At 69.7% G+C, this 22,520-nt stretch carries 21 protein-coding genes and 2 tRNA genes; 10 read left to right on the top strand and 13 right to left on the bottom strand.

Annotated features, from left to right (window positions below):
• Positions 1-75 precede the first annotated feature (75 nt).
• Positions 76-1,218, top strand: a complete 1,143-nt coding sequence (locus tag AC07C1_RS10480; protein WP_478938249.1) for an acyl-CoA dehydrogenase family protein — start codon at positions 76-78, stop codon at positions 1,216-1,218.
• A 35-nt stretch (positions 1,219-1,253) separates the two neighbouring features.
• Here AC07C1_RS10480 and AC07C1_RS10475 read toward each other — a convergent pair whose 3' ends face one another.
• The 4 genes from AC07C1_RS10475 to AC07C1_RS10460 all read right to left on the bottom strand — a co-directional run bounded on the left by AC07C1_RS10475 (position 1,254) and on the right by AC07C1_RS10460 (position 4,445).
• On the bottom strand, positions 1,254-1,583 hold the full coding sequence (locus tag AC07C1_RS10475; RefSeq protein WP_478938417.1) for a rhodanese-like domain-containing protein: 330 nt from the start codon (positions 1,581-1,583) through the stop codon (positions 1,254-1,256).
• A 49-nt stretch (positions 1,584-1,632) separates the two neighbouring features.
• On the bottom strand, positions 1,633-2,445 hold the full coding sequence (locus tag AC07C1_RS10470) for a hypothetical protein (protein WP_478938248.1): 813 nt from the start codon (positions 2,443-2,445) through the stop codon (positions 1,633-1,635).
• Positions 2,446-2,626: 181 nt separating this feature from the next.
• The gene (locus tag AC07C1_RS10465) at positions 2,627-4,057 is read right to left on the bottom strand and encodes a DUF2252 domain-containing protein (RefSeq protein ID WP_478938246.1); all 1,431 of its coding nucleotides are present in this window, start codon (positions 4,055-4,057) and stop codon (positions 2,627-2,629) included.
• Between the two features lie 304 nt (positions 4,058-4,361).
• Positions 4,362-4,445 (bottom strand) — tRNA-Leu (locus AC07C1_RS10460).
• Between the two features lie 470 nt (positions 4,446-4,915).
• On the opposite strand from AC07C1_RS10460, the gene AC07C1_RS10455 reads away from it, so the two are divergent.
• The 6 genes from AC07C1_RS10455 to pknB all read left to right on the top strand — a co-directional run bounded on the left by AC07C1_RS10455 (position 4,916) and on the right by pknB (position 13,424).
• Complete coding sequence (locus AC07C1_RS10455; protein ID WP_478938244.1) at positions 4,916-5,782, top strand: FhaA domain-containing protein; 867 nt, start codon at positions 4,916-4,918, stop codon at positions 5,780-5,782.
• Positions 5,783-5,792: 10 nt separating this feature from the next.
• Positions 5,793-6,323 (top strand): FHA domain-containing protein FhaB/FipA, encoded by a 531-nt coding sequence (locus tag AC07C1_RS10450; protein ID WP_478938242.1) that lies wholly within the window; start codon positions 5,793-5,795, stop codon positions 6,321-6,323.
• A gap of 132 nt (positions 6,324-6,455) precedes the next feature.
• On the top strand, positions 6,456-8,009 hold the full coding sequence (locus AC07C1_RS10445) for a Stp1/IreP family PP2C-type Ser/Thr phosphatase (RefSeq protein WP_478938416.1): 1,554 nt from the start codon (positions 6,456-6,458) through the stop codon (positions 8,007-8,009).
• 27 nt (positions 8,010-8,036) lie between these two features.
• Positions 8,037-9,515 (top strand): FtsW/RodA/SpoVE family cell cycle protein, encoded by a 1,479-nt coding sequence (locus tag AC07C1_RS10440; RefSeq protein ID WP_478938240.1) that lies wholly within the window; start codon positions 8,037-8,039, stop codon positions 9,513-9,515.
• Between the two features lie 200 nt (positions 9,516-9,715).
• Positions 9,716-11,191 carry a peptidoglycan D,D-transpeptidase FtsI family protein gene (locus tag AC07C1_RS10435; RefSeq protein WP_478938239.1) on the top strand — a complete coding sequence of 492 codons (1,476 nt, stop codon included), beginning with the start codon at positions 9,716-9,718 and terminating at the stop codon, positions 11,189-11,191.
• A gap of 214 nt (positions 11,192-11,405) precedes the next feature.
• Positions 11,406-13,424, top strand: a complete 2,019-nt coding sequence (gene pknB / locus AC07C1_RS10430) for a Stk1 family PASTA domain-containing Ser/Thr kinase (protein ID WP_478938237.1) — start codon at positions 11,406-11,408, stop codon at positions 13,422-13,424.
• Between the two features lie 464 nt (positions 13,425-13,888).
• Here pknB and AC07C1_RS10425 read toward each other — a convergent pair whose 3' ends face one another.
• Genes AC07C1_RS10425 through AC07C1_RS10400 form a run of 6 tightly spaced genes read right to left on the bottom strand, consistent with a single transcriptional unit; the run spans position 13,889 to position 18,180 of the window.
• The gene (locus AC07C1_RS10425; protein WP_478938235.1) at positions 13,889-14,641 is read right to left on the bottom strand and encodes a class E sortase; all 753 of its coding nucleotides are present in this window, start codon (positions 14,639-14,641) and stop codon (positions 13,889-13,891) included.
• A 27-nt stretch (positions 14,642-14,668) separates the two neighbouring features.
• Positions 14,669-15,859: a class E sortase gene (locus tag AC07C1_RS10420; RefSeq protein ID WP_478938234.1), complete on the bottom strand. Its 1,191-nt coding sequence runs from the start codon at positions 15,857-15,859 to the stop codon at positions 14,669-14,671.
• Positions 15,856-16,494 carry an aminodeoxychorismate/anthranilate synthase component II gene (locus AC07C1_RS10415; protein WP_478938232.1) on the bottom strand — a complete coding sequence of 213 codons (639 nt, stop codon included), beginning with the start codon at positions 16,492-16,494 and terminating at the stop codon, positions 15,856-15,858. Before AC07C1_RS10415 ends, AC07C1_RS10420 begins: the two co-directional genes overlap by 4 nt.
• Entirely contained in the window at positions 16,491-16,652 is a 162-nt protein-coding gene (locus tag AC07C1_RS10410; RefSeq protein WP_478938231.1) for a hypothetical protein, read from the bottom strand. Before AC07C1_RS10410 ends, AC07C1_RS10415 begins: the two co-directional genes overlap by 4 nt.
• Positions 16,653-16,704: 52 nt before the next feature.
• A complete protein-coding gene (locus AC07C1_RS10405) occupies positions 16,705-17,367 on the bottom strand; it encodes a class E sortase (RefSeq protein WP_478938229.1) in 663 nt (220 codons plus the stop codon).
• Between the two features lie 24 nt (positions 17,368-17,391).
• Entirely contained in the window at positions 17,392-18,180 is a 789-nt protein-coding gene (locus AC07C1_RS10400) for a DUF881 domain-containing protein (RefSeq protein ID WP_478938228.1), read from the bottom strand.
• A gap of 153 nt (positions 18,181-18,333) precedes the next feature.
• On the opposite strand from AC07C1_RS10400, the gene crgA reads away from it, so the two are divergent.
• Positions 18,334-18,588, top strand: coding sequence for a cell division protein CrgA (crgA, locus tag AC07C1_RS10395; RefSeq protein ID WP_258778161.1), 255 nt, complete (start codon positions 18,334-18,336; stop codon positions 18,586-18,588).
• Positions 18,589-18,857: 269 nt separating this feature from the next.
• Here crgA and AC07C1_RS10390 read toward each other — a convergent pair whose 3' ends face one another.
• Both AC07C1_RS10390 and AC07C1_RS10385 read right to left on the bottom strand, forming a co-directional pair.
• Entirely contained in the window at positions 18,858-19,751 is an 894-nt protein-coding gene (locus AC07C1_RS10390; RefSeq protein WP_478938226.1) for a rhomboid family intramembrane serine protease, read from the bottom strand.
• A 118-nt stretch (positions 19,752-19,869) separates the two neighbouring features.
• Positions 19,870-20,400, bottom strand: coding sequence for a peptidylprolyl isomerase (locus AC07C1_RS10385; protein WP_478938224.1), 531 nt, complete (start codon positions 20,398-20,400; stop codon positions 19,870-19,872).
• Between the two features lie 271 nt (positions 20,401-20,671).
• Here AC07C1_RS10385 and AC07C1_RS10380 point away from each other — a divergent pair, with 271 nt between their 5' ends.
• Complete coding sequence (locus tag AC07C1_RS10380; RefSeq protein WP_478938222.1) at positions 20,672-21,373, top strand: DUF5324 family protein; 702 nt, start codon at positions 20,672-20,674, stop codon at positions 21,371-21,373.
• A 157-nt stretch (positions 21,374-21,530) separates the two neighbouring features.
• Here the strand turns inward: AC07C1_RS10380 and AC07C1_RS10375 are convergent.
• Positions 21,531-21,603 (bottom strand) — tRNA-Ala (locus tag AC07C1_RS10375).
• A gap of 182 nt (positions 21,604-21,785) precedes the next feature.
• Here AC07C1_RS10375 and AC07C1_RS10370 point away from each other — a divergent pair.
• Complete coding sequence (locus AC07C1_RS10370) at positions 21,786-22,334, top strand: DNA-binding protein (RefSeq protein ID WP_478938221.1); 549 nt, start codon at positions 21,786-21,788, stop codon at positions 22,332-22,334.
• The last annotated feature ends 186 nt before the right edge of the window (positions 22,335-22,520 follow it).

Genomic DNA, 22,520 nt, shown 5'->3' with positions numbered 1-22,520 from the left:
TGTTCTATCTTGACGGCCCGTCAGGTGAACTGGCGGGCGAACCGTCAATGACCGGATCCGCCGGGAGGACAGGCCGTGGACTTCACCTTCACCGAGGAGCAGCTGGCGGCGGCCGAGGCGGCGCGGGGGGTGTTCGCCGGTGTCGTGCCGGACGCGGTGCCCAGCCCGGCGCTCACCACCGGTGCCGTGGCCGAGGGCTTCGACCGGAAGCTGTGGGCCCGGCTCGCCGACGCGGACCTGCTGAGTCTGCTCCTGGACGAGGCGCACGGCGGGGCGGGCCTCGACGCGATCGCGCTGTGCCTGGTGCTCCGCGAGTCCGCCCGGGTGCTCGCGCGGGTGCCACTGCTGGAACACAGCGCCGCCGCGGCGGCCGTACAGGCCTACGGCCGGGCGGAGACGGCGGAGCGGTTGCTGGGACGGGCCGGCCGCGGGGAGCTGGCGCTGACCGTCGCGGCGAACGGACGTACCGGCCACGACCCGGCCGAACTGGCCGTCATCGCACGGCGGGAGGGCCCGGCGTGGGTGCTGGACGGGGTACAGACGGCGGTTCCGTGGGCGTACGACGCGGACCTCGTCGTCGTACCGGCACACGTCCAGGGCACCGGCGCGGACCGGACGGTGCTCGCGCTGGTGCCGCGGGAGGGGGACGGGGTGGTCCTGGCCGGGCAGGTGTCCACCAGCGGGGAGCGGCTGGCCGAGCTGCGCCTGGCGTCCGCGCGGATCGACGCGGCGGATGTCATCGAGGCCGACGGTGCGTGGGAGTGGCTGCACGCGCTGCTCGCGACCGGCACCTGTGCGCTGGCGCTCGGGCTGGGCGAGCGGGTGCTGCGGATGACCAGTGAGTACACCGGCAGGCGAGAGCAGTTCGGCTATCCGATCGCGACCTTCCAGGCGGTGGCCGTGCAGACGGCGGACCGGTACATCGACCTGCGCGCCATGGAGGCCACCCTGTGGCAGGCCGCGTGGCGGATCGCCTCGGGGGCACCGGGAGCGCTGCCCGCCGCCGGTGACGTCGCGGTGGCGAAGATCTGGGCGGCGGAGGGCGTACGCCGGGTGGTGCAGACGGCGCAGCATCTGCACGGCGGGTTCGGTGCCGACACCGACTACTCGCTGCACCGGTATCACGCCTGGGCCAAGCACTTGGAGCTGGCGCTCGGCCCGGCGGCGGCGTACGAGGAGCGGCTCGGGGACCTGCTGGCGGCACACCCGCTCGGCTGACCTTCCGCAGCCACGCCGTAACCGCTGTCAGCGGTCTACAGGACGAAGCCCGGCTTGCCGTCGTCCGTGATCACCGGGCGGCCTGCGGCCTGCCACACCTGCATGCCGCCGTCGACGTTCACCGCGTCGATGCCCTGCTGAGCCAGGTACATGGTGACCTGGGCCGAGCGGCCGCCCGAGCGGCAGATGACGTGGACACGGCCGTCCTGCGGGGCGGCCTCGGTCAGCTCGCCATAGCGGCTCACGAACTCGCTGATGGGAATGTGCAGCGCCCCTTCGGCGTGGCCCGCCTGCCACTCGTCGTCCTCGCGGACGTCCAGCAGGAAGTCGCCGTCCTTGAGATCCGTGACCTCGACCGTGGGCACACCAGCTCCGAAATTCATGTCTCCGACGCTACCCGAAGCAGGGTGTGGCTCAGCCCTGTCCCAGCTGGTCCGCCAGCTCGGCCTCGCGCTGGGCGATGTCGCCGCGCAGCCGGCCGGCGATCTCGTCGAGCAGCCCGTCGGGGTCGTCGGGGGCGAGGCGGAGCATGCCGGCGATGGCGCTCTCCTCCAGTTCGCGGGCGACGAGGGTGAGCATCTCCTTGCGCTGGGAGAGCCATTCGAGGCGGGCGTACAGTTCCTCGGCCGGGCTCGGGCGGCGCTCGGGCGGCACCGGCCCGGCCGCCCACTCCTCGGCCAGCTCCCGGAGCAGCGTCGCGTCGCCGCGAGCGTAGGCGGCGTTGACGCGGGTGATGAACTCCTCGCGCCGCTCCCGCTCCTCTTCCTCCTGGGCCAGGTCGGGGTGGGCCTTGCGGGCGAGATCGCGGTAGAGCTTGCGGGCCTCCTCGCTGGGCCGCACCCGCTGCGGGGGCCGTACGGCCTGGTCGGTGAGCATGGCGGCGGCCTCCGGAAAGAGTCCGTCGCCGTCCATCCAGCCGTGCAGCAGTTCCTCGACACCGGGCATCGGCAGCACCCGGGCGCGGGCCTCCTCGGCGCGCCGGACGTCCTCCGGGTCACCGGTGCGGGCGGCCTTCGCCTCGGCGATCTCGGCGTCCAGTTCCTCGATGCGGACGTAGAGCGGGCCGAGTCGCTGCTCGTGCAGCCGCGAGAAGTTCTCGACTTCGACGCGGAAGGTCTCCACCGCGATCTCGTACTCGATCAACGCCTGCTCGGCGGCCCGGACGGCCCGTTCGAGCCGCTCCTCGGGCCGCGGCGCCTGGGTCTGATCGGCTTCCGGGGTCGTCACCCGACCAGCGTAGGCCACCGCCGGGACCCACCACCCGCGGTGGCCGGATTCACCGGCCGGACCGGGCACCCCCGGGCGGTCGCCCGGGCAGTCGCCCGGGAACCACCGCGCTGCGAGGACACCCCTGCCGACCCCCGCCGAGAACGCAAGCCCGCCGGTCCCCGCGCGCGCCGCCTCCCGCTCAAACCCCCAGCTCGGCCGCTGTCCGCCCCGCCCGTACACCCGCGACCAGCTCCGCGTGGTCCGCCTCGGTGCGGTCGGCGTAGGCGACGGCGAAGCCGGCTATCGCCTCGTCCAGTTCCTCGTTCTTGCCGCAGTAGCCGGCGATCAGCCGCGGGTCGGCGCTGTGCGAGTGGGCGCGGGCCAGCAGGGCACCGGTCATGCGGCCGTAGTCGTCGACCTGGTCGGCGGCGAGGGCGGCCGGGTCGACGCTGCCCTTGCGGTTGCGGAACTGCCGCACCTGGAAGGGCCGGCCGTCGACCGTGGTCCAGCCCAGCAGGATGTCGCTGACCACCTGCATCCGCTTCTGCCCGAGGACCACCCGGCGGCCCTCGTGCTCCCCGGCCGGCGCCTCGAAACCGGCCCTGCCCAGGTGCGGGACCAGCGCCGAGGGGCGGGCCTCCTTCACCTGGAGCACCAGCGGCTGCTCGCGGTGGTCGAGGAGCAGCACGACGTAGGAGCGGGTACCGACGCTGCCGGTGCCGACCACCCGGAAGGCCACGTCATGTACCGCGTGGCGGGCGAGGAGGGGGTGCCGGTCCTCGCTGAGGCTGTGCACATACGCCTCCAGGGACGCGGCGACGGCGGCGGCCTCGGCGTCCGGGATCCGGCGGAGCACCGGCGGGGCGTCCACGAACCGGCGTCCGCCGTCCTCCACCGCCTCGGTCGACTTCGCCGCGAACCGGCCGCTGGTGTTGGCCCGCGCCTTCTCCGAGACCCGCTGCAGCGTGCCGAGCAGGTCGTGGGCGTCGGTGTGGGAGACCAGTTCCTCGTCGGCGATGGCGTTCCAGGCGTCCAGCACGGGCAGCTTGGCCAGCAGCCGCATGGTGCGCCGGTAGGCGCCGACCGCGTCCTGGGCCGCCGTGCGGCAGGTGTCCTCGTCGGCGCCGGCCTCTCGCCCGGCGAGCACGAGCGAGGTGGCGAGCCGCTTGAGGTCCCACTCCCAGGGGCCGTGCACGGTCTCGTCGAAGTCGTTGAGGTCGATGACCAGGTCACCGCGGGCGTCGCCGTACAGGCCGAAGTTGGCCGCATGCGCGTCACCGCATATCTGGGCGCCGACCCCCGTCATGGGGGTACGGGCGAGGTCGTACGCCATCAGCCCGGCGGAACCGCGCAGGAAGGCGAAGGGGGTCGCCGCCATCCGGCCCACCCTGATCGGTGTCAGCTCGGGGATGCGGCCGGCGTTGGACTCCTCGACCGCGCTCACCGCGTCGGGACGGGCGGCGTCCAGCTCGAGGGTGCGGTGCGCGCTGCGCGGCACGTTCGCGCGGAGCGCCTTGCCCTCCTCCTTGGGGGAACCCTGCGCCGGCCACCGGGCGAACCCGCGCACCCGGGGCAGCCGCCCCTCCCCCTGGCCCGCCACGTCCACCACGCCCACACCGGTTCCGGTCACCGCGACCGCCTCCCCCGAACTACCCGCACGCCCCCGAACAGGCGCCCGGACCACCGACAACTCGTGGAGACCGTACAGCCGGTGACCGAAGCGCGTCAGACCCTGTGGACAACTCCCCACCTGTGGAAAAACCCCGCCCCGCCCCGCCCCCGACAGCCGGCCCCGCCGGTGAGCTATTTCACGGAGTAGGGCAGCGCCGTTCTTCTCCGAGCTGTGCATTGCCTCACAACCGCATGCACAACGAGAAACGGGCCCCCGCCGTGACTTCCGTCACCGGCAGAGACCCGTTTCGTCGGTTTCTCTGTGCGCGAGGGGGGAGTTGAACCCCCACGCCCTTTCGGGCACTGGAACCTGAATCCAGCGCGTCTGCCTATTCCGCCACCCGCGCATTGGGTGTGTCTTCCGGTCCCGTCCCTTTCGGGCTGGCCCCTTCCGACACGCAGAACATTAGCACGTCGTACGGGGTGGATTCACATCCCTTCCCGCCGCCCGGCTCGCCCGCCCGCCGCCGCCCGCGCACATCCCAGGGCGTGCCGGATCACGTATCGAGGAGTGCCTGTTCACGTATCAACCTCGTACCGGTCCCGGCCATCTCCCCAGGAGGCGGACCGGGCGCACAGCCGGGTGCGGGACACTGGACTGCGCCCGCCTCTACGATCCATGCCGGGAGGTGGACCCTGGACGGGTCCCCGGAGGAGTCCCGGAACGAGTTCCGGGGAGGAGTTCGAAGGGGAGCCGCTGGGGGAACCGGCTGATTGCCGGGCGCGTAGATACGATCAGTGAGCAGTACCAGCAGTACCCGGCACAGCAGCGGCACACAGCAGGGCAAGGCAACGGCAACGACGGAGGAGGTGCCCCATGGGAGTCCTGAAGAAGTTCGAGCAGCGTCTCGAAGGTCTGGTGAACGGCACCTTCGCCAAGGTCTTCAAGTCCGAGGTCCAGCCCGTGGAGATCGCCGGCGCGCTCCAGCGGGAGTGCGACAACAACGCCACCATCTGGAACCGTGACCGCACCGTCGTACCCAACGACTTCATCGTGGAGCTGAGCGCGCCGGACCACGAGCGCCTCAGCCCCTACTCCGGGCAGCTCGGCGACGAGCTGGCCGCGATGGTGCGCGACTACGCGAAGCAGCAGCGCTACACCTTCATGGGCCCGATCAAGGTCAACCTGGAGAAGGCCGACGACCTCGACACCGGCCTGTACCGGGTGCGCTCGCGCACCCTCGCCTCCTCCAGCAGCCAGCAGGCGGCACCGCAGGCCCCCGCCGGACCGGCGGCCGGCCGCCCCGGACCGAGCGCCCCCGGTGGCTACGGCTACCCGCCGGCCGCCCCCGCGGGCGCGCCCCCGATGCCGTCCGCCCCGCCGCCCGGCGCCCGGCCCGGCGGCTACGGCTACCCGCAGCCCGCCACCCAGCGGCCCGCGGCCGCCCCGATGAGCGGCGGGCGCACCCGCTACTGGATCGAGATCAACGGCACCCGCCATCAGATCTCCCGCCCGACGCTGGTGCTGGGCCGCAGCACCGAAGCCGACGTGCGGATCGACGACCCCGGCGTCTCCCGTCGGCACTGCGAGATCCGGACCGGAACGCCCTCGACGATCCAGGATCTCGGCTCCACCAACGGCATCGTGGTGGACGGGCAGCACACCACCCGCGCTACGCTCCGCGACGGCTCGCGGATCGTCGTGGGCAGTACCACCGTTATCTATAGGCAAGCCGAAGGGTGAAGCGGGGGCAATGTCAGAGCTGACCCTCACGGTCATGCGGCTGGGTTTCCTGGCCGTACTGTGGCTGTTCGTGATCGTGGCCGTGCAGGTCATCCGGAGCGACCTGTTCGGAACGCGCGTCACCCAGCGCGGATCTCGTAGGGAGGCCGGGCGCCAGCAGCAGGCCAGGCAACAGGCGCCCCGGCAGCAGCCGGCGCCCCCGCAGCAACGTGCCCAGCAGGGCGGCGGCGGCCGGCGTGGCCGCAACGCCCCCACCAAGCTGGTCGTGACCGAGGGCACCCTGACCGGCACCACGGTCGCGCTGCAGGGCCAGACGGTCACGCTGGGCCGGGCGCACGACTCCACGATCGTGCTGGACGACGACTACGCCTCCAGCCGCCATGCCAGGATCTACCCGGACCGCGACGGCCAGTGGATCGTCGAGGATCTCGGCTCCACCAACGGCACCTACCTGGACCGGTCCCGGCTGACGACCCCCACGCCGATCCCGCTGGGCGCGCCGATCCGCATCGGCAAGACCGTCCTCGAGCTGCGGAAGTAGTACGACAATGAGCGAGCGGAGCGAGCACGCAGCGGCAGGCCGCCACCCGGTCTCCGGCGCGCTCCCGACCGGAGGGTGGGCAGTGTGGCTCGACACGACCGGCTGTACCCGGAGCCGACGGGCGAGGTGCGCATGAGTCTGTCACTGCGCTTTGCCGCCGGATCGCACAAAGGGATGATCCGGGAGGGCAACGAGGACTCCGGTTACGCCGGTCCCCGCCTGCTCGCGATCGCGGACGGCATGGGCGGCCAGGCGGCCGGCGAGGTCGCCTCCTCCGAGGTCATCTCCACCCTGGTCACGCTCGACGACGACGTACCCGGCTCCGACATCCTCACCTCGCTCGGCACGGCCGTGCAGCGCGCCAACGACCAGCTGCGCGCCCTGGTCGAGGAGGACGCCCAGCTGGAGGGCATGGGGACGACCCTCACCGCCCTGCTGTGGACCGGGCAGCGGCTCGGCCTCGTGCACGTCGGCGACTCGCGCGCGTATCTGCTGCGGGACGGCGTGCTGACCCAGATCACCCAGGACCACACCTGGGTGCAGCGGCTGGTGGACGAGGGCCGGATCACCGAGGAAGAGGCCACCACCCACCCGCAGCGCTCCCTGCTGATGCGCGCCCTCGGCAGCAGCGAGCACGTCGAGCCCGACCTGTCCATCCGCGAGGTCCGGGCCGGCGACCGCTATCTGATCTGCTCCGACGGCCTCTCCGGTGTCGTCTCCCACCAGACGATGGAGGAGACGCTCGCCAGCTACCAGGGCCCGCAGGAGACCGTGCAGGAGCTGATCCAGCTCGCGCTGCGCGGCGGCGGCCCCGACAACATCACCGTCATCGTCGCCGACGTCCTCGACCTGGACACCGGGGACACCCTCGCCGGGCAGCTGTCCGACCAGCCGGTCGTGGTCGGCGCCGTCGCCGAGAACCAGCACCACCTGCACGACAACGGCATCATGCAGACCCCGGCCGGCCGCGCCTCCCACCTGGGCCGCCAGGGCCACGGGGGCGGCGAGTTCGGGCCGCCCGGTTCCGGCGACACCGCCGGTTACGTCCCGGCCGGGAACTTCGACGACTACGCCGACGGCGACTTCACCAAGCCGCGCAAACAGCACAAGTGGCTGAAGAGATCCCTTTACGGCGGTCTCGCCCTCGCCGTCATCGGCGGCGGCCTGTACGGCGGCTACCGCTGGACGCAGACGCAGTACTACGTCGGCGCGAAGGGCGAGCACGTCGCGCTGTACCGCGGGATCAGCCAGGACCTGGCGTGGGTCTCGCTGTCGAAGGTGGAGAAGGACCACCCCGAGATCGAACTCAAGTACCTGCCGCCCTACCAGCAGAAGCAGGTCAAGGGCACGATCGCGGCGGGCGGTCTGCAGCAGGCCCAGACGAAGATCGACGCACTGACCACGCAGGCCTCCGCGTGCAGGAAGCAGGCGGAACGCGCGGCGGCCGAGAGCGAGAAGAACGCCAGGACGGGCCAGGGCGAGGCCGGAGGCACCACGGGAACCACCCGTACCTCCTTCACGTCCAAGGCATCACCGACGCCCAACCCGTCGAAGCCGTCGTCGTCGGCGACGTCCCCGACCTCGCCCTCGAAGTCTCCGAAACCGTCCGCGACCGCCACTCCCAATCCCGGCCCGAGCCTCTCCGAGGATGAGCTGAAGGTCGTCGATCAGTGCGGCAAGCAGTAGGCAAGCCGTGAGAGGCCCCGTCACACGATGAGCAGTACGAACAGCGCGCACTCAGCGACGCACCACACTTCCACGATCGGCGCGATCGGCGCGCCGAGCCGCCGTAACACCGAGCTGGCCCTGCTGGTCTTCGCCGTGGTCATCCCGGTGTTCGCCTACGCCAACGTGGGCCTGGCGATCAGCAACCAGGTCCCCGCCGGGCTGCTGTCCTACGGCCTCGGTCTCGGTCTGCTGGCCGGCGTCGCCCATCTCGTCGTACGTAAGTTCGCGCCGTACGCCGATCCGCTGCTGCTGCCACTGGCCACCCTGCTCAACGGGCTCGGGCTCGTCGTCATCTGGCGGCTGGACCAGTCGAAGCTGCTCCAGTCGCTGCCCCACTTCGCCCCGGCCGCGCCTCGCCAGCTGCTGTACACCGCGCTCGGCATAGCCATGTTCGCCGTCGTGCTGTTCTTCCTGAAGGACCACCGGGTCCTGCAGCGCTACACCTACATCTCCATGTTCAGCGCCCTGGTCCTGCTCATCCTGCCGCTGGTGCCCGGCCTCGGAGCCGACATCTACGGCGCCAAGATCTGGATCAAGGTCCCCGGCTTGGGCTCCCTCCAGCCCGGCGAGTTCGCGAAGATCGTCCTCGCGGTCTTCTTCGCCGGCTACCTGATGGTCAAGCGCGACGCCCTGGCCCTCGCCAGCCGCCGCTTCATGGGCCTGTACCTGCCGCGTGGGCGCGACCTCGGGCCCATTCTGGTCGTCTGGGCGATCTCGATCCTCATCCTGGTCTTCGAGACCGACCTCGGCACCTCGCTGCTGTTCTTCGGAATGTTCGTCATCATGCTGTACGTCGCCACCGAGCGGACCAGCTGGATCGTCTTCGGTCTGCTGATGTCCGCGGTCGGTGCCGTCGGCGTGGCGAGCTTCGAACCCCACATCAAGACGCGTGTGCAGGCCTGGCTCGACCCGATGCGGGAGTACAAGCTCAGCCGCATCGTGACACACGACGGCTTCCCCCACTCCGACCAGCTGCAGCAGTCCCTGTGGGCTTTCGGCTCCGGCGGCACCCTCGGCACCGGCTGGGGCCAGGGCCACTCGGACCTGATCAAGTTCGCCGCCAACTCCGACTTCGTCTTCGCCACCTTCGGCGAGGAACTGGGCCTGGCGGGCATCATGGCGATGCTGCTGATCTACGGCCTGATCGTGGAGCGCGGCGTGCGCACCGCCCTCGCCGCCCGCGACCCGTTCGGCAAGCTGCTCGCCATCGGCCTGTCCGGCGCCTTCGCGCTGCAGGTCTTCGTCGTGGCCGGCGGTGTGATGGGCCTCATCCCGCTGACCGGCATGACGATGCCGTTCCTCGCGTACGGCGGTTCCTCCGTGCTGGCCAACTGGGCGCTGATCGGCATCCTCATCCGCATCAGTGACACCGCCCGCCGGCCGGCGCCCACTCCCGCCGGCAACCCCGACGCCGAGATGACCCAGGTGGTCCGCCCCGGCGGCGCCGGTCCCGTCACCCCGTGATCCTGCTCATCCCCGCCGAGATCGTTTCCCGGCGCGCCGCCCGTGGGGCGGCCGCCGTCCTCGGCGCCGGGTTGTACGGGGGCAACTGGACCCCGAACCGCTGCCTCTAGACTGTGGGCGGCCAAGGATGAGCGCCAGCACCATCGGCACCGAGAGACTGAAGCGACAGGCGCACCTGTTAGCTTGTGGAAAGGCCGGACGTGAACAAGCCACTGCGCCGCATCGCGATCTTCTGCGGACTCCTCGTCCTGGCGCTGTTGATCCGTGACAACTGGCTTCAGTACCTCAAGGCCGACGAACTGCGCACCGACCCGGACAACCGTCGCGTGACCATCGAGCGGTACGAGAACCCGCGGGGCGACATCATCGTCGACGGCGACCCCATAACCGACTCGACGAAGGCCAAGCACGGCGACTTCAAGTACAAGCGCGCCTACAAGAACGGTCCCATGTGGGCACCGGTCACCGGTTACTCCTCCCAGGCCTTCGACGGCAGCTTCCTCGAGAAGGTGGAGGACGGCATCCTCACCGGCAACGACGACCGGCTGTTCTTCCGCAAGACCCTGGACATGATCACCGGCAAGGAGCAGCAGGGCGGCAACGTCGTCACGACCCTCAGCGCCGCCGCGCAGAAGGCGGCGTACGACGGTCTGAAGCAGCGGGGCGGCAAGGGCGCCGTCGTCGCCCTGGAGCCGTCCACCGGAAAGATCCTGGCGCTGGCCTCGTACCCGTCCTACGACCCCTCGTCCTTCGCGGGGAACACCGACGCGGACGGCAAGGCCTGGAACAAGCTGCAGAAGAAGAACAACCCGGCCGACCCGATGCTCAACCGGGCGCTGCGCGAGACCTACCCGCCGGGCTCCACGTTCAAGGTGGTCACGGCGGCGGCCGCGCTGGAGAACGGGCTGTACACGTCGGCCGACGCCAAGACGAAGTCGCCGCTGCCGTGGACCATGCCGGGCACCACGACGCAGCTGAAGAACGAGGGCAACATCCCCTGCGAGAACGCGACCATGCGGGTCGCGCTGCAGTACTCCTGCAACACCGTCTTCGGCAAGATCGGCGCCGACCTCGGCAACGACAAGATGCTGGCCGAGGCCAAGAAGTTCGGCTTCGACTCCGAGCAGTTCACCCCGGTCCGCTCGAACGCCTCGGTGTTCTCCGACGACATGAACCCGTCACAGACCGCGCTGTCCTCCATCGGCCAGTTCAACACCGCGGCCACCCCGCTGCAGATGGCCATGGTCGCCTCCGCGGTCGCCAACGACGGCAAGCTGATGAAGCCGTACATGGTCGACGAGCTGCAGTCCTCCAACGTGGACCCGGTCGCCAAGACCGAGCCGGAGGAGCTGAGCCGGCCGCTGTCGCCGGAGAACGCGCAGATCCTGCAGTCGATGATGGAGACGGTGGTCGAGAAGGGCACCGGTCAGAACGCGCGCATCAGCGGCGCCACCGTCGGCGGCAAGACCGGTACCGCCCAGCACGGCGTCGCGAACAGCGCGAACCCGTACGCGTGGTTCCTCTCCTACGCCAAGGTCGGCGACGGCAGCTCGCCGGTCGCCGTGGCCGTGGTGGTCGAGGACGAGAACGCCAACCGTGACGACATCACCGGCGGCGGCCTGGCCGCGCCGATCGCGAAGAAGGTGATGGAGGCGGTCATCAACGCCAAGAAGTGATCCCGCCGGCTCCTGGACGTGAGACAACCGGCTCACCGCAGTGAACCCGCTCACATCCCCTTCACATCGATGCACGTTGCGATACCGGTCCTGTATCGGGTTCCGGGCTTGGCCAGGTCATACAAAGCGAGCCGGGTACCGTAGGCCCGGACGGCAGCCTCGGACGCACACGGACGTGCCGGCCGAGACCGACGGAGAGGGCTGGTAGGTAGCTATGGAAGAGCCGCGTCGCCTCGGCGGCCGGTACGAGCTGGGCCAGGTGCTCGGCCGTGGTGGCATGGCGGAGGTCTACCTCGCGCATGACACCCGCCTCGGCCGCACCGTGGCGGTGAAGACGCTGCGCGCGGACCTCGCGCGCGATCCGTCCTTCCAGGCCCGGTTCCGCCGGGAGGCCCAGTCGGCCGCCTCGCTCAACCATCCCGCGATCGTCGCGGTCTACGACACGGGCGAGGACTACATCGACGGGGTCTCCATCCCGTACATCGTCATGGAGTACGTCGACGGCTCCACGCTCCGCGAACTCCTCCACAGCGGCCGCAAGCTGCTGCCGGAGCGGACGCTGGAGATGACCATCGGCATCCTCCAGGCCCTGGAGTACTCGCACCGGGCCGGCATCGTCCACCGCGACATCAAGCCGGCCAACGTCATGCTGACCCGCAACGGCCAGGTCAAGGTCATGGACTTCGGCATCGCCCGCGCGATGGGCGACTCCGGCATGACGATGACGCAGACGGCTGCGGTCATCGGCACCGCGCAGTATCTGTCCCCGGAGCAGGCGAAGGGCGAGCAGGTCGACGCCCGCTCGGACCTGTACTCGACCGGCTGCCTCCTGTACGAGCTGTTGACGGTCCGGCCGCCCTTCGTGGGCGACTCCCCGGTGGCCGTGGCGTACCAGCACGTCCGCGAGGAACCGCAGGCCCCTTCGGTCTTCGACCCCGAGATCACGCCCGAGATGGACGCCATCGTCCTGAAGGCGCTGGTCAAGGACCCGGACTACCGCTACCAGTCGGCCGACGAGATGCGCGCCGACATCGAGGCCTGCCTCGACGGCCAGCCGGTCGCGGCCACGGCCGCGCTGGGCGCGGTGGGTTACGGCGGCTACCCCGACGACCAGCCGACCACGGCCCTGCGCTCGGACGCCGGCGGGGGAGCGACCACCATGCTCCCGCCGATGAACCCGGACGGCGGCGGCTACGGCTACGACGACCGCGGCGACCGCCGCCGCCAGCAGAAGAAGAAGTCCAGCACCTCCACGGTCCTGTTGGTGGTCGCGGGTGTGCTGGTCCTGATCGGCGCGATCCTGATCGGCAAGTGGGCCTTCAGCGGCGGCAACGCGGACCAGTCCTTCAAGGCGCCGAACTTCGTCGATCACACCTATGCCGAAGCCCAGAAGATGGCGGTGAACTCCGACCTGAAGCTGGCCCCGCCCACGCGCAAGACGTGCGAGAACCAGCCGAGGGGCTCCGTCTGCTCCCAGGACCCCACGGCGGGCACGGAGGTGAACAAGGGCGACACGATCACCCTGGTGGTGTCGACCGGCGCGCCGAAGGTCGCGGTGCCCAGCGTCCTCGGCCAGACCTTCGACGACGCCAAGGCGACGCTGGAGGGCGACGACTACCAGTTCAGGGTCGTGCGCAAGGACGAGATCTCGACCACGGAACAGGCCGGCACCGTCCTGAAGCAGAACCCGAGGCTCGGCGCGGAGGTCGAGAAGGGCTCCACGATCACCCTCACCGTCGCCAAGGCCGAGCAGAAGGTCACCGTGCCCAACGATCTCGTCGGCAAGTCCTGTGAGGAGGCGAAGGCCGAACTGCAGGGGCTGGGCCTGGCCCCCACCTGCAACGACACCCCCACCGCCAACCCCGACGACAACGGCAAGGTCCTCTCGACCAACCCGGCGCCGGGCCAGCAGGTCTCCAAGAACACGCCGATCGCGGTCAACGTCGGCAAGGTGCAGAACCAGCAGAAGACACCGGTTCCGGACGTCCGCGGCCGGACGGTCGCCGTGGCCAAGCAGATGCTGACGGCCGCGGGCTTCACCAACATCCAGTTCGCCGACGGCAGCGACAGCAGCGACACCGCGCTCGTCGCCTCCCAGGACCCGCAGCAGAACCAGCCGGTCGACGACCCCGGCAGCACCACGATCACCCTGACGACCGTGGGCTTCGGCAACGGAAACGGCGGCAACGGAAACGGAAACGGTAACGGCGGGATCTTCGGCGGCACCAACTAGCCGGGAGCCCCGCCCGGTGCGGTGAGCGTCGCGGAAACGCGAGCGGTGCGGTCAGGCAACGGATGTTGCCCGACCGCACCGCCTTTTCATCGCTCCGCAGCGCTCGGCGTCATCGCCCAGCAGGTAGTTGCCGCTGTCGTCGTCTCTGGCGTCCGTCGTGCACACAGGTACAGGTTTCCGTACACCACGTTCTGAGTGGTTCTGATCGGGTGGTTGTCGATCAGAGAACCGCTGCACCCGTAGCCCGCCGCACTCGCGGAAGGCGCGGTGATCAGCGCGAATCCGAGCAGGGAGACAGGACGGAAAGAACGGAGACTATGCGCTTGTTACGCACCATCGGATCCTTTTCTGTTATGAATAGCCCATTCGTGATGAAATGAGCCGCCGCAAGGCTATCACCAAGATCATGTACAGAACATGGATTCGAAAGAGGGGTTCAGGCGCAGGGAATTGCCGGAATTCAATCAGCCGTTCAGTTCCTTGGGCGGCGTCCGTTTGCCGTTCACCTTCTCCACCCGGACCAGCTCGCCCCACACCACGTACCGGTAGCGGCTCGTATAGACCGGCGTGCACGTCGTCAGCGTGATGTAGTGGCCGGCCCGCTTCTTGCCGGACTGCCTGGGGACCGACGACAGGACCTTGACGTCGTACTTCGAGGTCTCGGGCAGGATCGAGTAGACCTTGTAGACGTACCAGTCGTCCTTCGTCTCGAAGACGATCGGGTCGCCCTGCTTCAGCTTGTCGATGTTGTGGAACTTCGCGCCGTGGCCGTCGCGGTGCGCGGCGAGGGTGAAGTTGCCGTCCTTGCCGGTGGTGGGGAGCGTGGCCTTGATCGGGTCCGTGTAGTAGCCGGCCACGCCGTTGTTCAGGACGTCCTCGTCCGTGCCCTTCTCGACCAGGACCTCGCCGTTCTTCATCGCCGGCACATGCAGGAAACCGATGCCGTCCTTGGTGTCCAGCGCGCCGGGACCGGAGTCCGTGGCGCGGGCCCAGTGGTCGCGGACCTTGTCGGCCTGCCGGTCGGCCTTGCGGTCCGCTATGACGTTCGTCCACCACAGGGAGTAGACGACGAACAGGGCGAGCAACACGCCCACGGTGATGAGGAGTTCGCCGAAGACGCTGACCGCCAGGGCGATCCGGCCGGGACGCCGGCGCGGGCCGGACTCCGGGGCGGACGCATCCGTGTGTTCTTCGGTCTCGTCGGCGGTCGCTGCCACAGTTCCTCTGCCCTTACTCGATGAGCCCTAGTCGATGAGCACGTCCGGCTTTCCCTTGCCGCGCGGGCGTTCCTCGACCATCTTGCCCCAGACGATCAGCCGGTACTTGCTGGTGAACTCCGGCGTACAGGTGGTGAGTGTGATGTACCGGCCCGGCTCGGTGAAACCCGAGCCCGGGGGGACGGGGCCCAGCACGCTCGTGTTGGACGGCGGCGTCACCGGGAGCGACGAGGTCACCTTGTAGACGAAGTATTTGTCCTGCGTCTCGACCACGACCGCGTCGCCGCGCGTGAGCCTGTTGATGTACCGGAACGGCTCACCGTGCGTGTTGCGGTGCGCCGCGAGACCGAAGTTGCCCGTCTTGGCGTCGGGCATCGCGGTCTTGAGGGCGCCCTCGCCGTAGTGCCCGACCATGCCCTTGTCGAGCACCCTCTTGTTGCTGACGCCCTCCGCGATCGGCGCGACCACGTCCAGCTTGGGGATGTGCAGGATGGCGAAGCCCTGCCCCGGCGCGAAGACGCCCGGGTTGCGCTTGCCGCTGGCCCAGTCGTCCTGGAGCTGGTGCGTCTCGCTGCCCGCCTGCGCGTGCGCGCGGACGTTGGTCCACCACAGCTGGTAGGTGACGAACAGCAGCATCAGCACGCCGGTGGTGATGAACGCCTCGCCGATCACCCGGCTCGCGATGACGGCCGGGCCCGGCCTGCGCAGCCGCGCCTGCCGCCGGGCCTCCACCCGGGACAGCGGCCGGCCGGAGGACCGGTTCGACGGGGGCGCCGCCTCCCGGTGGCCGCCATGGCGCCCACCGCGCCGCTTGGCGGCCCTCCTGCGCGCCGCTCGGCCACCCGGTGTGATTCCACCGGCAGGAGCGGCCGAAGGGGCCGCAGAGGCGCGCAGGGGCTCGCTCTCCGGGCCGGAAGGCAGCGGACCGGGGATCCGCAGCGCCATCGTCTCGTCGTCGGCGGCGGGCACGGGTGGGACGGCGGGCATCGGCGCCGTCAGTTCCTCCGCGCGGGAACCCGGCGCCGAGGCGGTGCGAGGCGTCGGGGCTCCCGGCGTCTCGGTGACCGCCGGCATCCGGGCCGTCGGCGGATCGTCCCGGCGGCCGGCATGGCGCCCGGCATGGCGGCCCGCTCCGCGACCGGCGTTCGGCGCACCGCCGTGGGACTCGTACGGGCTCTCGCCGTACAAGTCCTCACGCTCGGGGCGCAGCGCGGTCACGCCGTGGCCCTGCCCACCACCGGGGCGAGCCCCGCCGACCTCGCCACGGCGCCCTGGTCACCGCACTCCGCCAGCCAGTTGGCCAGCATCCGGTGACCGTGCTCGGTCAGCACCGACTCGGGGTGGAACTGCACGCCCTCGACCGGGAGTTCACGGTGGCGCAGGCCCATGACGATGCCGTCGTGCGTGCGGGCGGTCACTTCCAGCTCGGCCGGGACCGTGGCCGGCTCGGCGGCCAGGGAGTGGTAGCGGGTCGCCGTGAAGGGGGAGGGCAGGCCCGCGAAGACGCCCTTGCCCCCGTGCTCGACCGGCGAGGTCTTGCCGTGCAGCAGCTCCGGCGCGCGGTCGACCACGCCGCCGTACGCCACCTGCATCGACTGCATGCCGAGGCACACGCCGAAGACCGGTACCCCGGTCGAGGCGCAGTGGCGGACCATGTCCACGCACACGCCCGCCTCCTCCGGCGTCCCGGGCCCGGGCGAGAGCAGGACTCCGTCGAAGCCGTCCTGGGCGTGCGCCGTCGACACCTCGTCGTTGCGCAGCACCTCGCACTCGGCGCCCAGCTGGTACAGGTACTGGACGAGGTTGAAGACGAAGCTGTCGTAGTTGTCGACGACGAGAATCCGCGCACTCACTGGTTGTCCACCGTCACATCGTTGAAGGGCAGCAGCGGTTCGGCCCACGGGAAGACGTACTGGAAGAGGACGTAGACCACGGCCAGGGCCAGTACGAGTGAGACGAGCGCCTTCACCCACGCGTTCCCCGGCAGATGCCGCCAGATCCAGCCGTACATGCCGTCCCTTTCTTATCCCCACGGCACCAGACTCACGCCGTACGTCACCAGACTAACGGCGCAGCGCCTTCGGTTCGCCTGCCGCCACAGGCTGTACGGAATCCAGGTGCGCCCAGACGATCAGCCGGTGACTGTGCCCCCATTCCGGATCGCACGTGGTCAGCGTCAGATACCGGCCCGGACGCGTGTACCCCGACTTACGTGGCACAGGATCGATCACCTCAACGTCCGCGGGAACGGTTTTGTAGGGCCCTTTGTCGATCCGATACGTGAACCAGGTCGTGCCGTCCGTGAGCAGCACCGCGTCGCCCGGCCGCAGCCGCGGGAAGTCCTTGAACGGGTCGCCATAGGTGCGCCGGTGCCCGGCCACCGCGAAATTGCCCTCCTGGCCGAGCCGGGCGGTTCCCGCGTAGTGGGCGAGGCCCTTCGCCAGCACATCCCGGCCGGTTCCCTCCAGCACCGGCTTGTTCCACGTGGAACCGAGCCGCGGGATGTACATGATCGCGAAGGCTTTTCCGTGGTGGTACGGCTCCGGCGGCCCGGGCGTCGGCCGTGTGGTCCCGGTCGACCACTGCCGGTGCAGGCTCTCGATCTGGTCACTCATGGCACTGTCGGCCCGTACACCAGTCCAGAACAGGACATAGGCAACGAAGAGCACGATCAGGGTGCCGACGGTGATGCACAGTTCGCTGACGGTCCTGACGATCACGCGCACCGGCGGCTCCTACGGAGGACCTGCCTACTCCACTGGCTTCGCGTAGTGCAGATCCACTGTGCCCGAGTAGCCGGGCAGAGTCACCGTCCCGTCCTCGGTCACTTTCCAGCCGAGACCGTAGACGTTGACGTACACCATGTAGGTCTGGATCGCCTTGCTGGCCGCGAGCGCCTGCTGCAGCCTGCCGGGGTCTCCGACCGCGGTGATCTTGTACGGCGGCGAGTAGACGCGGCCCTGGAGGATCAGCGTGTTGCCGACGCAGCGCACCGCACTCGTGGAGATCAGCCGCTGGTCCATGACCTTGATGCCCTTGGCGCCGCCCTGCCACAGGGCGTTCACCACGGCCTGCAGGTCCTGCTGGTGGATGACCAGGTAATCGGGCTGCGGCTCGGGATAGCCGGGGAGCTTGGCGGTGGCGTTGGGCGGGGCGTCGTTCAGGGTGACCGTGAGCGCCTCGCCGGTCAGTTTCTCGGTGCCCGCGTTCTTCTCCAGTCCGCTGAGCTTCTCGTCCTGGGCCTTGGTGCTGCCGTCGTCGCTCTCGGCGAGCGACTCCACGTTGTCGCGCAAGGTGGCGTTGGACTCGTCCAGCTCCTTGTTCTTGCGGCTGCGCTCCTGGATCAGGTCCGACAGCTTGAGCAGTGAGGCGTCCTGCCGGATATCGGTGCCCTTGGCCGTGTCGAAGCTGGTGAAGAAGATGAGCCCGGCCAGGGCGAAGACGGCTGCCGTGAGCATCCGTACCGGCCGGACGCGCAGCCTGCGGCCGGGGCCGGGACCCGTTGATCCCGTCCCGGGGGAGTCGGCAGAATTGCTCAACGTACCCTTATCTCCTTCGGCGCCACGGAAGCACTACGCTAACGGACGCCCGGGGGAGCACACAGAGTCGTGATGCTGACGCCTTGTACGCTGCCCCGAGCCCGACCCCAGTTACCTGCGCGGCCACGCAGCGCATCGACAGGAGAGACCCTCGTGCCGAAGTCACGTATCCGCAAGAAGGCAGATTTCACGCCGCCGCCGGCGAAGCAGGCGCAGGCGATCAAGCTGAACAGCCGCGCGTGGGTCGCTCCCGTCATGCTGGCCATGTTCCTCATCGGACTGGCCTGGATCGTCGTCTTCTACGTGACGGACGGCTCGCTGCCCATCGACGCGCTGGACAACTGGAACATCGTGGTCGGCTTCGGCTTCATCGCCGCCGGCTTCGGTGTCTCCACCCAGTGGAAGTAGCCCTCACCAGCACGTACGGGCCAGCTCTGCCCAGGGCTATCCACTGAGTTATCCACAGGTCCACAGACGTATCCACATCCCCCTGGGGAAAAGACTACGATCTGTGGATAACTCATCGGGGGTTGACGCCGGTGTGACTGCGCTCCGGACTTCGTACACGCTTTCGCTCCCCGCCTGAGCTGCGGAAACTCATTCGAGCGGACAGGCGTACAGCTGTTCCTCCACCGTATGCACAAGATCCGCCACAGACTGTGGACAACGGTTCGGTATCAGGTGAGCTGAGCGGTCCTGACGAGCGCGAGCACCACCGTGACGAGCAGGACCAGCGCACAGGTGCCGTACTGGATCAACGCCCGGTTCCGGCGCGGGGCGTGGACCATCGCGTACCCGGTGACGACACCGGCGACGAGGCCGCCGATGTGGGCCTGCCAGGAGATGTTCATGCCGGGGCTGAAGGTGATGATGAGGTTGATCACCAGCAGCGCGATGACCGGCCGCATGTCGTAGTTCAGGCGGCGCATCAGCACCGCGGTGGCGCCGAAGAGGCCGAAGATCGCCCCGGACGCGCCGAGCGAGCCGTCCGCCGGGGAGACGAGCAGATAGGTCAGGACACCGCCGGCCAGCCCGGAGACGAAGTAGACCGCCAGGTAGCGGGCCCGGCCGAGGGCCGCCTCGAGCGGACCGCCGATCCACCACAGGCTGAGCATGTTGAAGCCGATGTGCCAGTACTCCTGGTGCGTGAACATCGACGTCACGAAGCGGTACCACTCACCCCCGGCGACACCCGAGGTGGGCGCGAACGGCTTCAGCGGCCAGGCGCCGTACAGGACCAGGTGCTCCAGCAGGGAACTGTCTGCCTGGACGGCGATGAACACCGCGATGTTGATCCCGATGAGGATCTTGGTGAGCAACCGCGGATCGGCCGCCACCGCGCCGCCGGCGACCGTGCGCGGACGGGAGGCGGCCGGAGCGTGCCCCGTGCCGGAGCCGCCGCGGACGCAGTCGGGGCACTGGAAGCCGACCGAGGCGCTGACCATGCACTCGGGGCAGATGGGGCGTTCACAGCGGGTGCAGCGCACGCCGGTCTCGCGGTCCGGGTGCCGGTAGCACACGGGCACGCTCCGGGCGTCCTGCGCGTTGCCGCTGTCTGCGGCCTGGTCCATCGGATCCCCTTGCTCGTCGTGGCACTGACCGGCTACCCGGCAAATACCCCGCCCCGCTCATCCTTACGGACGAGCGGGGCGTTTGGTTCCCTGCGGGAGGTCCCGGGAAGCGGTGGGCTCAGCCCTCACGCTTCTCGATGACGACCGACTCGATGACGACGTCCTCGGCCGGACGGTCGTTGCGGCCGGTGGGCACGGCGGCGATGGCGTCGACGACCTTCTGGCTGGCCGGGTCGGTGATCTCACCGAAGATGGTGTGCTTGCGGTTCAGCCACGTGGTCGGGGAGACCGTGATGAAGAACTGCGAGCCGTTGGTGCCGGGGCCGGCGTTGGCCATGGCCAGGAGGTACGGCTTGTTGAAGGACAGGTCCGGGTGGAACTCGTCCTCGAACTTGTAGCCCGGGCCGCCGATGCCGCTGCCCAGCGGGTCGCCGCCCTGGATCATGAAGCCGCTGATGACACGGTGGAAGATCGTGCCGTCGTAGAGCCGGTTCGTGCTCTTCTCACCCGTGCCCGGGTGCGTCCACTCGCGCTCGCCCTGGGCCAGCTCGACAAAGTTCTTGACCGTGTTGGGCGCGTGGTTCGGGAACAGCCGGACCTCGATGTCGCCGTGGTTGGTCTTCAGGGTGGCGTAAAGCTGCTCAGCCACGATCTGCCTTCCGTTGTCTTCCTGTGACTCCACGATCCTCGCACGGCCGGGCCGGTACGTCGTCCGGCGGCCACGAGTTGTGCCGGGAAACCAGCGCCCGACGGCGATTCGTGGCAGGGTCGACACTGAGCTCCTGTTGCCCGCAATCGAGCCGAAGAGAGCGATCGGCACCCATATGCCCGCCCTCGCATGCCGCACGGACCGTTGACAGGCATGATCCGTAAAAGGGTGGAAAGTCGAATTACCGTACGCCACCGAGGAGGAGGAACCCGTGACCCGCATCGACAGCGTGCGTGCCGCGACCGGCTCGGCGAAGGACAGCGTGCTGCACGCCGCGGAAGTGGTGGCGCCCTACGCCGACACGGCCAAGGAGCGTGCCTCGCATTACGCGCAGGAGGCACGCGTACGGCTGGCGCCCGTGGTGTCGCAGGCCGCCGAACAGGCCCGCGAGCAGTACGACGCCCGGCTCGCCCCGCGTCTGGAACAGGCCCGTGCGCATGTGCCGCCGAAGATGGACCTGGCCGCACAGGAAGCCGCCCTTCGTACCCGCAAGGCCGCCCGGCAGGCCGCCGAGTACTCGCGTCCGAAGATCGAGCACGCCGTGGCCGCGGCCGCTCCGGTCCGCGACGAGGCCGCCGCACGGGGCGCCGCCGCCCTGGTCGCACTGCGCGGTCAGGTCTCGGCGCAGCAGATCCAGAAGCTGGCCCGCAGAAACCAGCGGCGGTCCCGGGCCGGCCGGACCGTGAAGGGCCTGGCGCTGCTGACCGTCCTGGCCGGTGGTGCCTTCGCCGCCTGGAAGTGGTGGGACAAGCAGGCCAACCCGGACTGGCTGGTCGAGCCGCCCGCGGCGACGGAGGTGCCCGAGACGGGCCGGCTCAGCACCGTGGACGGCAGCGGCACCTCGGTCCTGGACCCCGAGGTGCAGGCGAAGCAGGCGGAGGACGAATCCGCGGACGGCGACGACCAGGGATGAGACGGTCGGGTTCGCGCTGACGTCGAAAACGGGCCGTGGGACCGGTGAGCACAACTCGCCGGTCCCACGGCCCGTTTCACGTGAAACCGGACCTGCGACGCCGGACGAAAAAATGCCCTCTACCCTGCTTTGCGCAGGTCAGAGGGCATTTCCGGGGTGGAGCCTAGGGGAGTCGAACCCCTGACATCCGCCATGCAAAGACGGCGCTCTACCAACTGAGCTAAGGCCCCGGGAAGGAGCGACCGACCGGAGGAATCGCGTTCCGGCGGGCGCCGCAGACCAGAGTACCGGGTCACCCCCCGTATCCCGCAAAAAGATTGGGGGTCCCCGTGGATGACCACTCTCCGTAAGATGCTCGACGTGGTTCGCTACAGCGAACCGCGGTTTTCAGGGGAAGCGATGGGGAGACGCAATGGACGCCGCACAGCAGGAAGCCACCGCGAGAGCGCGGGAGCTGCAGCGGAACTGGTACGGGGAGCCACTGGGGGCGCTCTTCCGTAAGCTCATCGACGATCTCGGGCTCAACCAGGCCCGACTCGCGGGGGCCCTGGGCCTGTCCGCTCCGATGCTCTCGCAGCTGATGAGCGGCCAGCGCGCGAAGATCGGCAATCCCGCGGTGGTCCAGCGGGTGCAGTTGCTTCAGGAGCTGGCGGCCCAGGTGGCGGACGGCAGCGTCAGCGCCGCCGAGGCGACCGCGCGCATGGACGAGATCAAGAAGTCGCAGGGGGGCTCCATGCTCAACAACACCACTCACACCACGAGCGGTTCCGGGGCGCCCACGGTCAAGCGGGTGGTCCGCGAGATCCAGTCGCTGCTGCGCTCGGTGGCCGCCGCGGGCGACATCATCGACGCCGCGGACAGCCTCGCCCCGACCCACCCCGAGCTGGCCGAGTTCCTCCGGGTCTACGGCGCCGGCCGTACCGCGGACGCGGTCGCGCACTACCAGTCCCACCAGAACTGACCCCGGGGCCCGGTTCCCCGGAGGGGGTCCGGGGCGGGTCAAGGGCAAGGTTCGAGGGGGCCGGCCGCGCTGCCGGGCGAGCTGTCGGCCACAGGGAAGCCGCGGGGAAGCCGCGGGGAAGCGGCGCGGACAAAGCGGGGACGGAGCACGATGCGGCCCCGGCAAGATCCGGAAGACAGGCCCTAG

It is taken from the genome of Streptomyces sp. NPDC045022 (genome assembly GCF_056432605.1).
This window is presented reverse-complemented; position numbering and strand designations above follow the sequence as displayed.

What these genes read in the sequence shown, in the direction of transcription:
- AC07C1_RS10455 (WP_478938244.1), top strand. Translation starts at nt 4,916, where the DNA reads ATGGGAGTCCTGAAGAAGTTCGAGCAGCGTCTCGAAGGTCTGGTGAAC.
- AC07C1_RS10450 (WP_478938242.1), top strand. Translation starts at nt 5,793, where the DNA reads ATGTCAGAGCTGACCCTCACGGTCATGCGGCTGGGTTTCCTGGCCGTA.
- AC07C1_RS10445 (WP_478938416.1), top strand. Translation starts at nt 6,456, where the DNA reads ATGAGTCTGTCACTGCGCTTTGCCGCCGGATCGCACAAAGGGATGATC.
- AC07C1_RS10440 (WP_478938240.1), top strand. Translation starts at nt 8,037, where the DNA reads ATGAGCAGTACGAACAGCGCGCACTCAGCGACGCACCACACTTCCACG.
- pknB (WP_478938237.1), top strand. Translation starts at nt 11,406, where the DNA reads ATGGAAGAGCCGCGTCGCCTCGGCGGCCGGTACGAGCTGGGCCAGGTG.
- AC07C1_RS10410 (WP_478938231.1), bottom strand. Translation starts at nt 16,652, where the DNA reads ATGTACGGCTGGATCTGGCGGCATCTGCCGGGGAACGCGTGGGTGAAG.
- AC07C1_RS10390 (WP_478938226.1), bottom strand. Translation starts at nt 19,751, where the DNA reads ATGGACCAGGCCGCAGACAGCGGCAACGCGCAGGACGCCCGGAGCGTG.
- AC07C1_RS10370 (WP_478938221.1), top strand. Translation starts at nt 21,786, where the DNA reads ATGGACGCCGCACAGCAGGAAGCCACCGCGAGAGCGCGGGAGCTGCAG.